This window comes from Acidobacteriaceae bacterium (genome assembly GCA_028283655.1).
In the GTDB taxonomy this organism is placed as follows: Bacteria; Acidobacteriota; Terriglobia; order Terriglobales; family Acidobacteriaceae; genus Granulicella.
The window spans coordinates 1251065-1264242 of sequence record JAPWKE010000003.1; the positions used below are offsets into that span (position 1 = coordinate 1251065).

Annotated in this window: 6 protein-coding genes and 1 pseudogene; 2 read left to right on the plus strand and 5 right to left on the minus strand. The window is 56.6% G+C overall.

Annotated features, from left to right (window positions below; all coding sequences use genetic code 11):
• Positions 1-3 precede the first annotated feature (3 nt).
• Positions 4-783, minus strand: a complete 780-nt coding sequence (locus tag PW792_08115) for a rhamnogalacturonan acetylesterase (protein MDE1161898.1) — start codon at positions 781-783, stop codon at positions 4-6.
• A gap of 196 nt (positions 784-979) precedes the next feature.
• On the opposite strand from PW792_08115, the pseudogene PW792_08120 reads away from it, so the two are divergent.
• Positions 980-1216: pseudogene (locus PW792_08120) on the plus strand (GntR family transcriptional regulator).
• Positions 1217-1306: 90 nt separating this feature from the next.
• Positions 1307-1711, plus strand: a complete 405-nt coding sequence (locus PW792_08125; protein ID MDE1161899.1) for an FCD domain-containing protein — start codon at positions 1307-1309, stop codon at positions 1709-1711.
• Between the two features lie 53 nt (positions 1712-1764).
• Here PW792_08125 and PW792_08130 read toward each other — a convergent pair whose 3' ends face one another.
• The 4 genes from PW792_08130 to PW792_08145 form a co-directional block, all read right to left on the minus strand.
• Positions 1765-2454, minus strand: a complete 690-nt coding sequence (locus PW792_08130; GenBank protein ID MDE1161900.1) for a rhamnogalacturonan acetylesterase — start codon at positions 2452-2454, stop codon at positions 1765-1767.
• A 155-nt stretch (positions 2455-2609) separates the two neighbouring features.
• Positions 2610-6230, minus strand: a complete 3621-nt coding sequence (locus tag PW792_08135; protein MDE1161901.1) for a TonB-dependent receptor — start codon at positions 6228-6230, stop codon at positions 2610-2612.
• Between the two features lie 44 nt (positions 6231-6274).
• A complete protein-coding gene (locus PW792_08140) occupies positions 6275-8614 on the minus strand; it encodes a hypothetical protein (protein ID MDE1161902.1) in 2340 nt (779 codons plus the stop codon).
• A gap of 130 nt (positions 8615-8744) precedes the next feature.
• Positions 8745-12851 carry an Ig-like domain repeat protein gene (locus PW792_08145; GenBank protein MDE1161903.1) on the minus strand — a complete coding sequence of 1369 codons (4107 nt, stop codon included), beginning with the start codon at positions 12849-12851 and terminating at the stop codon, positions 8745-8747.
• Between the last annotated feature and the right edge of the window lie 327 nt (positions 12852-13178).

Genomic DNA, 13178 nt, shown 5'->3' on the forward strand with positions numbered 1-13178 from the left:
AAGTTACTTGATATAAGGAGCTAGAGCGGGAACGTCAGTTTTTGTTTCTTGAGCAATCAATGCTCCGATCTCCATTGCACCTTGATGATTCAGGTGAGAATTGTCGATCTTCCCATTCCGGAGCGGCGAGTCTGTGTCGATGGCGGCTTTCCCCTTGGAGATATAAAACGCTGTCGTCAGTTTGACGATGTCGATCAATGGGATGTTTTCCTCCGCGGCTACATCGCGGGTGGCCTGCTCATACGGGATGAGAGCTGCCGTGTCCTCGAAGTGACCCTCTTTATCCCAACGACGAATGCCCAGAGATGTCATAAGTATCGGCTTGATACCTGCGGCCTTGGCCTCGTCTACAAAGCGCTTGATGTTGGCACGAAACTCGTCGACCGTCGTGTAGCGCTCGGGCTTGTCGCGATGAATGTCGTTGTGACTGAAGCCTAGAATGATGTAATCGGGCTTCAGGGAAAGCGCTTGCGCCCAGCGGCCTTCCACACGGAACGATTTCGAGCTTCGACCACCTTTTGCTAAGTTCAGGCATTCAATATCGGGTCTGAGCAAGGCTTCAAAACCAGGGCCCCAACCTGACGAATCCTGCACAGTCGAATCTCCCACAAGAACTAGTTTCACTTTAGCGTCTGGATTGTGCCAGGTTACCTTCTCCAACGGGGCGTTGTGTGGCGTCCCATCGGGATCAGATGAATTTTGCGCCGTAGCACCTAGCGAACAAGTAAGAGCAAGAGCCACGGACAACGACAATCTAATAGCGGATTGGGCGAGTTGACGCATATTCGATTAATCCTTCTGAATGTAATTAAGGCTGATCGTCAGACCAATGTGATTCGAAGAAGTATGCGCGGCACGTGATGACCTTGTCAAGGCTTCACAGGCGTCTCGAATCGTCAATGGTCAAGAGTGCTTGTAGCAAGCGGTATACTCGGTCTGACAATTTGTCCAATTTCGAAAACGGTTTGCTGATTTATCTATGACTGGAAGAACAAAAACACCGCGAATTCCCTTGAGAGCCGTTCCGAAGACTTCCGTGTGTGAAGATATCGCACAGCAGATCATGAAGTTGATTGCAAGCGGAGAGTTGAAGCCAGGTCAACGTTTACCCGCAGAGCGCGATCTATGCGCAACCTTCGGAGTTGGAAGATCTTCCCTCCGCGAAGCGTTGCGTTGCCTATCCATCATCGGTGTACTGGATGCCCGTGTTGGAGAAGGAACATCGGTGGCTGCGAATGGGGGTCGCTTTTTAGGGAAGCTCTTTGAATGGCGCCTTGTCACTACCGATCATGATCTAGAGCACCTCATGACAGTTCGCTTGGCGCTCGAAGGCGCTACCGTGGCAGATACGGCTCGCAACGCCACCGAAGAGCATATTGCCGAGCTCAAGACTCTCTTAGAACGTATGGAGAATAATCTCGGAAACACCGCGAAGTACGAAGCTCTTGATATGGAGTTTCACATCAAGATTGCGGAGGCGTCTTCAAACGTTCTGCTGTTCGAAATGGTGTCGCTCATTCGCGGTCAGCTTTCCCAGGGGGTACATCAGGCTCTTCTGTTGCCGAAGGCCGTTCCTCTGTCTCAGAAGGAACATAGAGCAATTTTGAACGCGATTGCGAAGCGGCAACCGGAAGAAGCAAAGCGCGCGATGGAAGGTCATCTGCTTGCGGCGCTTACTCGCTACCGCAAAGAGAAGGCCCAGCTATCCTGAGCGCGGGGATGGCGCGGCTGCACGGTCGCTGATCATTTGCGGCCCCCCGCACGTCAGTTGCAAGGCGGGATCTCCGCCGGAGGGTTCTGCATCGTGACGTATTTTGTGAGTGCTGGCACCACTTTCACCATATCTTCGGCAACCATTCTGCCGAGCATTTGCGAGCCGCGCGCATTCATATGGGCACGGTCGATCGTTGACGGTTTGCTCGCATAGTACTTGTTGTAGGCATCGGCCTGTTCCTGGTTCATGGATTCAAAACATGCGAGCGAGTGCGCATTGAGATCGACCAGAGGAGTTCCCGTCTCTGTACCTACTTGCCGCATAGCCTCAACATAAGCAGCCCACGGCTCCAGCAGCTTCCCCTCTTTGTAGGTGCGAATCTGCATCGGCGTCACAAGCACAGGCTTCGCGCCGATCGCACGTGCTTCGCGAATATCTTTCTTCAGCAGTTCGGGATAAGTCGTCTTTGGATCTGTTTCTCGCTCCGGACCTTTCCCCGGTACGTCGTTTCCCCCGAAGCTGATGAGGATGTAAGTCGGCTTCAGGTCCAGAGCACGCTGCCACCAACCTTCGTCACGAAAGCTTTTTGTACTGCGTCCGTTCTTGCTCATGTTGAAGCACTCTACATGGCCCACAAGATCGTCGCAGAAGCCCGAGCCCCAACCCGACGAGTGATTCACGGTGGAATCCCCAGCGAGAACGATGCGGATCGTTGAAGCTACTTTTTCCTTGTCATCCACCTTCGCTACGAGAGACGGAGTTCCCTTCTTCTGCGCGATGCTGAGCAATGAGAGTGAGGCCATCAGGCAGAATACGGACAATCGCCATTTCATAGGGTTATTACCTCTTCTTTCTATTTGTTCGTTTGCAATCGATGAGAGGATGGTGCTGGCTCTCAGAAATAAAACGTTGCGGAGAGTTGGAGTCTGCGGCCTACTGGCCCAGCCACGGTATTGCTTCCGGTACTGGCGGAGATGTAACCGGCCTGCACATTGTTGAGCGGGGCGACGGTGCTCTTAGGTTGTGCGAGATTGACTGTGTTGAAGACGTTGAAAGCGTCAGCACGAAAAGTGAGCCGAGCTGTATCGCGGATCTTCTTCAACTGAAAAAATCTCTGCGCGGACATATCGATTCGTGTAAATGCAGGCCCTACAAGAAAGTTGCGGGAAACGTTGCCGAACTGTCCAGGACCTGGAATCAGCCAAACGCAGCCGGAGGCTGTTCCCGCCGCGATCTGTGCAGCATTGCAGGCTGTTCCGTCGAACCAATTATTGATCTTGTCAGCACGGTGTCGACCGGAAGGCAGTTTTGGATTGGCACCGGGCATCAGACTAGGGCGTTGATTGGGTTCGTTACTGTAGTTCGGGTCGCCATCGGCCACTACATTGATCGGCAGTCCCGTCCGTACGGAGTAAATGCCGCTATACTCCCACCCATTCAGCACTGCACGTAACGGCATAATGCCACGGTGTAAGGTGGGCATGACAAGTGCCCACCCCATAGTCCCATTGTGTTTCACATTGCTATCCGAAGGGCCGTATTGGGTACTAATGTTGTCGACGTTCGGAATCGCATTGCTCAGCGAAAGCCCATTGGTCCCCTCATCCAGGGAACGCGAATACGTATAACTGCCGATGAGTGTGAGGTTCTTGCCCGTGCGTCGCCGATACTGTATCTGCAGACCGTTGTAGTTCGCCGTGCCCACGCTTTCGAGGTCGACGATACTGCTCCCGCTGGCGTTGTATCCGGGATAACGTGCGCGCGCGCTGTAGGAGGCTAGCGTAGCGTTGGCGCCGGTGCAGTATGTAACTGGATCTGCCTTGTAGTACGCGCCTGAACAGTCGTAAATGGCAGGATTACGGTCAACAGGCAGGCTCAGTTTGCGACCCAGCTTCAGCACATAGTTCATCTCTAGAACACCAAATTTTCCCGCCTGCTGCTGAAAGCCAACGTTGCCCGCCATCGTGTAGGAGGAGCGAAAATTCGGATCCGGATAGAACACGCTGTAGGGTCCGAGAAACAAAGGTGTGCCTGTACCTGCATAGCCTGACGGGATACCCGGAGGATTACCCGCAATTAAATTGAGCAGCGGCTCGGAGGTGCCTCCAGGTGGTGTACTGAACTGGAAGTTGTAATAGTAGGGCTGCCCCGCTCCGACCACGTTCGCATTGATCGCGTCGAAGAAGACGCCGAAACCGCCGCGGATTGACGTCTTCCCATTTCCGAAAAGATCATAGGCGATTCCCAGTCGTGGTTGCCACTCGTTGTAGTCCGTTGGCACCAGTGATTTCCTTATACTCTTGTCGCCATAGAACGCCAGGCCGCCTGGAGCGTTCGTGAATACCTGCGACTGGTAGCCCGGGATAAACGTTTCGCTATGTCCTTTCGGCTGATACCACTGCCAGGGAAGCTCATAACGAAGACCCACACTGATCGTCAAACGAGGAAGCGCTCGCCAATCGTCCTGCACGAAGAGATAGAGTGCGCGCTCTCGACCGGAGAGCTCTAGCGGACTTTGGAGCGTCTCTGCTTTCACCAACCCCTGCATAAAGTCGGCGATCTGCAGATCGCTGTATGTGGAAGCATAGGAGAGTTCTCCAGGAGTCTGAGTATGATTCAGATATTCGAGCCGCAGCCATTCCGCGCCAAACATAATGTTGTGGTGACTGTGCTGGTAACTCACCGAGTCATCAATCTGGAGACTGCCGTTGACGCGGTACTGGTAACCATCAGAGAGCGTGCCCAGCGTAAACCTCCCAGTAACCCCGAAGTACGGCAGCGATGGAACACCGGGAATGGTGATCGCGGAGCCAAGATCCTGCAAGGAGGTCTGGTCCTGCGGGTAGATCACATTGACGTAACGTTTATATGCAGCACGCGCCACGTTGAATAGGTTCGGCGTGATAACCCATGTATCTCCGATGCTGCCCAGACGGTTCTTTCCCGTGTTATAGGTGATTTCGTAGTTCGCATTGCCTGCGTTGGGGCCCAGGGATCCACCAGACGAACTGCCTGTGGCCACTCCAGGGGCGGAGTGGTCATCGGCATTTTGTTGGTAGTAGCGGGCATCGATGCTGTGTCGCTTGTACTGGTAGTCCAAGCGAAGCAGCGCATTCTGATCGTTACGCGGCAGTCGTGCTTGCGTTACCGCAACCGGGACATCGTTGTATCCGATCTGAGTTGGCAACGGAAGATAGCCGCGGTGAATGACGTTCTGCACAACCGGGCTGAAGCAGACGCTGGGAATCTCCGGCGTCGTAAGATACTTGCCCGCCGTGCCCGTATGGGCCGCCAACAGGTTCAGCCAGACGTTGACGCAAGGCGAGTCTTGCCCTGAAGCCAGCGTTCCTCCGGCAACGGTATAAGCGGTATTGATCATGCTCCGCACATAGGAGGCATAGCCTGTACCCGTGTCGTAGAGGGGATTTAGCAGAATGCGATTCTGCGCCTTTGTGCCCGCATCGGTGGATGAGCCGAAGTAAGCACACTGCCCCATACCTGCAAAATAGCCGGCCGAAGAGCAGGGTCTGGGCGTTACACCGTCAGCCGCCATACCGCGCTCATCGAGCGTAGGCGTTTCAATGTTGCCGATGTTCGTGCCCGAGATGCGAAGGTCCTGATAGGTGAGTTGGTAGAAAAGTTTGTCGCGCAGAATTGGCCCACCCAGCGTGAAGCCAAACTGATTACTAACTAGGTGTGGATTGATCTTTGTAAAGTAGTCTGAGCTGTTGAACGCGCTGTTTTGCGCGTACTCCCAAACCGAACCGTGCAGGGTATCTGTGCCAGCTTTTGTGATGACGTTGAAGACACTGCCTACGCTGCGGCCGAACTGCGCCTTATAGTTATTCAGTTGCACGCTGACTTCCTGCAGCGCCTGTCGCGGCGGATAATTGAGCCCGGTGTTGTAGTAGAGGTTATTCCATAGGGCGCCGTCGAGCAGGAAAAGATTCTGGTTGCTGCGCGAACCAGAAACGGAATACGTTGGCCCACTGTTCTCCGCAGTGAAGGTAGCCGGCGCGTTCACACTCGCGACGCCAGGAAGCAGCGCCGCCAGGTTCACAACATTGCCCGCATCAATTGGTAGATCTTCTACTAGCTTCTTCTCGATTAGCACCCCGATGGTCGCCGAACGCGTATCCACTTCAGAGCCGGAAGATGTGACAATTACCTCGCTTTGCACGGAACCCAGGATGAGCCGAGCATCCATGCGCACATTCTGATCCGTTTCAAGCTTCAGATCCTGATCGATGTAGGTCTGAAACGATGGCGCCGTCACGGTAAGGGTGTATAAACCCGGTTGGGCATTCGAGAAAAGATATTCGCCTCGTTCGTTTGTCTTCACGGCTCTCGCCGAGCCACGATCCGTGGACGTCAATGTGACGCTGGCACCCGCTACCGTTGCCCCTGTCGGGTCGGAGACCTGCCCGGACACGCTGCCACCCTGCTGCGCAAACGCGATTGTGGTCGATACCCAAACGATGGCGCACCAAAAGCCCCAGCGAACTCTCTGTAGCATCCTTCTTGTCCTTCCTGTTGCTGTACATAATCGCGTTCGCAGCGCTACGGCGCTACGCCAAGCATCCCCGGAATCACCGGAGCCGCCGGAGTTGCTGCACCGACCAACACAGTCAGGTATGTGGTGCCTCCGGTGAAGTTGGCGATCCACACATTGCCGGAAAGATCGATTGCAATTCCTTCGCCGCCCGTAATCGCCGAACCGGTTTCCGCATGCGTGTATCCGCTGGAACCGGAGAGCGCATTGATCGCCATCGATGTCGTTCCAACGTTCGACACGCTGAATTCGCTGATAGCCGAAGAGGTTAAGTTAGCCACCCACGCGTTGTTTGCACCGTCGATTGCCAAGAACTGCGGGTTGCTCAGGCCACCTGCTCCGGAAGCCGAGTTCACGCTTCCGGAGCCCGCCGTGGTTGAGATGAGAGCCTTGCTGCCGATGATCGTGCGCACGCCATAGGTGACGGTGTTGGTGGCTCCCGTTGTGCCGAGGTTGGATGTGGATCCAAATTCTGTGGCCGCGTTGGCGAGCCAAAGGTTATTCGCCGAGTCCACGGCCATGCCCATCACAGCGCCCGTATTCGCCGCGATCGCGTCCTTGCCGCTGCATCCAGTGTTGGCCCCGATAAGACCGTTGTAACTGCTGTTGGTTGCTAGCGAACCCGAAAGGATTTGCAGAATGACCGATGCGTCACCGCCAGCCGTTGCCGTACAACCCGATTGATCGTTGACCCAAATCAGCGGAGCGTTCGTGGCCGACGAAGACGATGTATTGTCCACGATGACGGTGTAAGGATGTGTGCCAATGCTGGCCCCCACCGTGTAGGCGCCCGATGCGTTGAACTTTCCAAGCACCTTCGAGCCCGGGTTTGTACTGCCCCCGGCCTGGGTGAAATACACGTTACCGCTTGCGTCCGCAGCCGCTCCGAAAGGATACAGGCCGCTGTAATAGCCTGTAGCCGTCCCGTTGTACGTCGCTCCGGGCCCCGCCGCTGCAGGAAACTCAGCAACCTGACCGAAGTAGCAAGTCGATGTGTACGATCCGCAGTAGGACGAAGACGAGATCGCCACTTCATTGGTGTAACTGCCGTTCCAGTCCGCCAACCAGGCATTGCCCGAGCTATCGATGACGATAGAGCGCGGCGACGAAATGGTGCGAGTGTATGCAGGCGCGGTGCTGCTGGTGATGCCATAGGAAGATAATGTCGCGGCAAATCCGCTGTCTGCGCCCACGGTGTAGCTCGTGATCGGGGTCATCATCGCATTTCCGCTTGGCCCAACCGCCACCACGCTGCCGAGCTTATAGTTCGATACCCACACGTTGCCGTAGAAGTCGGCTGCAACCGAGTACGCCTGATTTACGTAAGCCGTCTTACCAGATACAGGTGCGTAGCCCACCGCCAACGTCCAATCGGGCGGCGAGGAACTCATTGCAATGAAAGGCGCGCCTACCCCCTGGATGCACGCAAACGCGGCTCCGGTTGATCCACACGATCCCGTTCCGCCGATGTTGGTAGGAAACTGCGCCAGGTACCACGCTGCCTGAATCGTATCCATTGGCGCGTTGAGCGTACTTTGCGCGATACCTTTGGTGCTCAACGTGGTGGAGGATGGAATGACACTCGCGAAAAGATCACTGCAGCTCGAACTGATCGAGGGCGCGTTCACGCAATAGGAAAGAATGTCCGCCAGCGTATACTCACGGTCGGATTCGTTCGATACCCAGGTGTTTGTGCTCACCGGTGTAGCCAAACCCGTCGCCACATCGGCGAGATTCGTCGCAGTCGTGAAGGCATTTTGCATACCAACCAGGTTCGTGGTGGGGGCGCCAATATTCACTGACCCTGCCGTGCCGGAGGGGGCTGCCATGAACTGTTGCAAAGCCCAAACCGCAGCAACGGTTGTTACCTCGTTCAACTGAACAAAGGGCACCGCAGCAGCCAGTGCGCTGGCTGAAGTGCATGGACCCAGCGCCGCCATCAGCGCGATGCTGCTGTTGGCGCCACTGCCAGAGTCTCCTCCGATTGCCAGCAGGTAGACCTCTGCGGGATATCCATCCATTGCTGCGGGGCACGCATAGTCGCTCGAAATATTGAAGGCGCCGTGAGCGTCTGTGGCGACGTAGTAAAGCCCATTAGCGTCCTGGCCTCCGATGCCGGTTGCGCTTGATGCGTCTGTCGTCGACGTATTGTTTGTCAGTACGGCTGAGGTCAACAACGAAGTCGCTCCGGTGCCGTAGTTATGTGCTGCCGCAGAGTTCCCTGCTGCGTACAGGTAAACCTTCGCGCCGCTCACCGGGTTCTGTCCGCCGTTGACTCTGCCCTTCATCGCGGCTCCCTGATAGCTTTGTCCGACAGTGGAACCACTGGGTGTTTGCAGCACTCCCATGCCACATCCTGACAAAGCGAGGATAGAGATGGCACCGGCTACGCATGCGGTGCGGGAAATAGCACTGCGAATCATTGAGTACATCATGCTGGCTCCTTCGAGGAACGGCTCGATTGAAATGGGCAAAGTCTTACTTCTGAACGACGGTGAATGCGATGGAGACGGAGCTCTGCAAGCCATTCGGACCTGAGCCCTTGATGACGACAGAACTCGTCCCTGCTGGGGTGACTGCGGAGATCGGCGTGTTCGTGCTGCAACCGGCGAAGGACAAAAGCGCAGCTGCGGACAGCATCAGAAACGCCTGAGAACATATCCTCCGACGACGCCGAAACGCCAAGGTCAAGAGCGGCGCTGCAAGCGCATACCAGACTCCTCCGGCAAAGCGAACATTACTTGCCTGCGTTGGAACGGTGCCGGGCGAAACGTTCGTCCACAGCGTCACCGTTACCGACGTCGCCTGGTCGGTCGCAGGAGTGAAGCTCATCGTCTGGGGCTGAAAAGTGCAATAAGAGTTTGCCGGAAGTCCACTGCAGCTCATCGTCACCACGCCGTTCAACGTATTCGTGGGCGTCAGCGCAACGGTCGTTTGGACTGCTCCCCCTTGGGCCACCGAGACGACACTCGAAGCCGCCGCAAGCGTGAAGCCTTGCGGGTCTGCACCCACCACAAACGTCAGCGCAGGAGTGCTTGTACTTGCGGCAAAGTTACCGTCACCGCTGTATTGGGCAACGATGCTGTAAGTGCCGACGTCGAGTGTAGCCGACGTGAAAGTAGCGATCCCCTGGGCGGTGAGTGTGGCGGTAGAGAGTGTGGTCGCCCCATTCAGGAACGTGACCGTACCCGTTGGGACCGCGCTACTTGAGGTCGAGACCTTGGCTGTAAAGATCACACTTTGGAACTGGACTGCGCTCGTGGGGGAGGCGGAGACTAAAACGTTTGTAGCCGCCTGTGCAACAGCCAGCGTTAACGTGCTGGAGGTGCTCCCACCATAAACATCGTCGCCGCTATAAGTCACGCCGATCGTGTGTGGCCCCACCTTCAACAATGGCAGCGTCACCGAGGCCACTCCGTTGGATCCACTTGCAGAGAGCACGACAGCGGCTTGTGAAACGCCATCGATCTGCAACGTAACGGTTCCGCTGATGCTGGTCGTCCCTTGGGAAGCGGGCGTCACCGTGACTGTCAGCACTGTAGTCGATCCATACTGCGGAGTGCCCGAAGCAGGCGTGGTGATTGCAGCCGCAACGCTTGTAGAGACGAGCGTTACACCGCCTCCCTTCAGCGTCACGGATGGCACCGGTGCGTTGATTCCCGTGCTGCCAGTAAATGTATAGATGGCGGATTGATTGCCATTCTGCGTCGGTGTGAATTGTCCCGCCATTGCGCATTGCACACCGGACGCAAGCTGCTGTGAGGCACTGCAGCCACTTGTCGTCGCTGGCACGAAACTGAAGGTCGACGTGCTTCCCGAGGAGGTGGTGAGCGGCGAACCCAAGGTGCCCGTCAGCGTGCCTGAACTCGTGATCATATAGGCCTGCATAGCACTGCTCTGGCCGAGATTCACCTTGCCGAAATCCATGGAGACGCTATCGCGATTGACAGCTAGCACACGGCTATTGCCCGTGTCGGCTATGTAGAGCGTCCCGGCGCTGTCCAGCTCAATCTGCTGCGGAAGGTCTAGAGCGACCGCAGTCGCAAGCCCAGGTACTATTCCCGTACCGCTGGCGCCATTGAAGCCCGCTATCGTCGAAATCACACCGGTGACAGAGTCGATCATACGAACCGCTTGATTGCCGGTGTCCCCCACGTAGATCGAGCCGCTTGCATCCAACGCTAGCCCAACAGGGCTACTTAGCTCTGCGGAAATGGCCAGGCCTCCATCGCCGCCTCCGCCCGCCTGACCATTGCCTGCGAGGGATACGATCGCCTGCCCGCTCGCCGTGAGATTCACGCGACGAATCTCGTGATTGCCCGTGTCCGCGATCAAAAGATTGCCGCTGAGATCGAAGCGTATCTGTGTTGGACCAGAGAGAACAGCCTGAAGCGCATTGCATCCGTCGCCGATCAAGTCCGTCGCAGAGGTACAAGCCTTGCCGCCACCGGCCACCGTGACCACACCTGATCCGTTCAGCGGCACAGCGCGCACACGGTTGTTTCCCGTATCAGCGACATAAAGCAAACCATTAGAGTCCACAACCAACCCCGCCGGAGACGAGAAGATAGACTGCGTGCCAGGACAACCATCACCGACCATATTCGCCGCGGCAGAGCAAATCGTCGACGCGCCTCCAGCCACAGTCGAGATCGTACCTGTCACCGGATCGACACGCCGCACCACGTTGTTGCCCGTGTCTGCGATGTATACCGCGCCGTCTGATGCAACGGTCACGGCCCTGGGCGAAGACAATGTCGCAGTCGTCGCAGACTGTCCGTCTCCGCTGTAGCCCGCCACCCCGGTCCCAGCAAGAACAGTCATCGTCGCGGAACTGATGCTGTACTTCATCACTCGGTCGTTCGCAGTATCAGCGATGAACAGGTTCCCTGCATTGTCCTTCGCAACGCCACTCGGCTGGCTCAAGCTTCCGGACAAAACGCTGGCGGTTCCAGGATCGATCGCGAACGCAGCGGCAGATCCAGTTCCTTCAAATCCGATGGAGCGCACATTGCCCGCCGAATCAGTCGCGGTCAAGGTCGCGCGATCCGTCCCCGCCATAGAAGGCGTGAAGCTCACCGCGACTGTGCAGTCCGTCGTTCCGTCGCCGTTCTTCGTACAAGAAGGCGTCGCCGCCGAGTAATCGCTATCGCTGAAGACCAGGGGGTTGCTGCTGGAAGGAGTGTCGCCGACTGCGTAATGCAATTCAACCGTTTGCGTCTTTGGAGCACCCGCCGTCGTAGACGAAAAGATCAGGTCCGACGAAACCTTACGGATCGTCTCTGCAGACGCATCGGAGATATAGAGGTTCTCGTTCGCATCAACGGCCAGTCCATAGCCTTCGTTTCCGAGCGCAATCGTCGCCACGGTCGCAGGACAATTATTGCCGATGGAGTCGGTCTCCTGTGCACATCCTGTCGTAAGCGAACTGCCCGCGTAAACACCTGCAATCGGACGCATCCAGCCCGTAGTCGAGTCCTCAAACCAGATAATCTGCTTACTGTCTGAGATGAAGAGATTACCCTTGCGGTCCAGCACGATGCGCCGCACCACAGACATCGTCGCGGTGGTACCGAGGATAGCCTTGAGCGTGTTGCCCTTGACGCTGCCCCCTCCCGCCACCGTATAGATGTTGCCAACCACCGGAGAAGAGATACCCATCACGCCGCCGCCCGCATAGATCATCCGAACGACACTGCTCTGGTCAACGATGAAGACATTACCGTAACTGTCGATTGCGACATCCGAAGGATTCGTGAGTAGCGCAGCCCCAGCCGGACCGCCATCTCCAGTGGTACCAGCCGTTTTGGACTGGCTGCCAGCTATGGTGTAGATGTAGCCGATGACCGGGTTTGTCACAGACGGATTTGCAGCCGTAATCTGCGCAGCGGCAGCAGCGCCCCCGTTGTAGACCACACGGACGACGTTGTTCACGTAATCCGCGATGAAGACGTCGTAGGCCGCATCCACCGCAACGCCGCGCGGCGCGTTTACGGTGGCAGACGTTGCCGGGCCACCATCCCCGGTATATCCCGCAACCGCCGAGCCCGACTTTCCGGCTGGCGAGGTAGTGCCCGCAACGACACTCATCAAACCAGTCGCTGCACTGACCTTCTGCACGATGGAAGCTGTGCCGGTCATGTAAATATCGCCATTCGCGGCAATCGCGATGGCAAAGGGTTTCCCCAGCGCGGTGTAGCCTCCGCTCGCATTCGCCAGGCCATCGGATGCAGGACAGCCGTCACCATACTTGTCCAGAGTCGCTGCACACACACCCGTCGAGGTGGTCCCCGCCGCCACGGTAATGATGCCGGTCTTCGCATCGACGCGACGGAGCAAATTGTTGTTCGAGTCCTCTACGTAGAGATTTCCTCGCGCATCCACCGCGATGCCCGTGAGGTTAGTGCTGAAGCTAGCTTGCAACGCAGGGCAACCATCTCCCATAGCGTCTGCCGCCGTCGAGCAAATCGCGCTTCCTCCCGCCACTGTATTAATCAGATACGGCAATGGATATGGCGCACTCTGGGCGATCGACTGCGAGAGGATCCCGCCGCACCAGAGAGCAAATATTAGAGAAAGTCCCAACAGTCTCGCCTTAGCGCGTGAGCGCCCAGGACTGTCATTGGCGGGGCCGGCGCCGGGTGTGGGATGCAGGAGGCTTTTCATGACGCCGCCACACTAATCTGATGGTCAGACCATTGTCAAGACCGTAGATAGTGGCTGAAAGCGGAATATTTTGGACTGTTGGCGCGGCAACTTCCATAACAAACTGCTGATTGCGGCACCATGATCACGTAAGAGGAAATCACAAGTCACGCCCCGAAAACATTCCCTTCACCGTGGAACTTTGAGTGCTCCCGGTCGAACGTCACGACTCCCAGGCTACGCAAATCTCGGACTCTAGCGACGATA

Coding starts and splice junctions, on each gene's coding strand:
- PW792_08115 (MDE1161898.1), bottom strand. CDS start 783: ATGCGTCAACTCGCCCAATCCGCTATTAGATTGTCGTTGTCCGTGGCT.
- PW792_08125 (MDE1161899.1), top strand. CDS start 1,307: ATGACAGTTCGCTTGGCGCTCGAAGGCGCTACCGTGGCAGATACGGCT.
- PW792_08135 (MDE1161901.1), bottom strand. CDS start 6,230: ATGCTACAGAGAGTTCGCTGGGGCTTTTGGTGCGCCATCGTTTGGGTA.
- PW792_08140 (MDE1161902.1), bottom strand. CDS start 8,614: ATGGGAGTGCTGCAAACACCCAGTGGTTCCACTGTCGGACAAAGCTAT.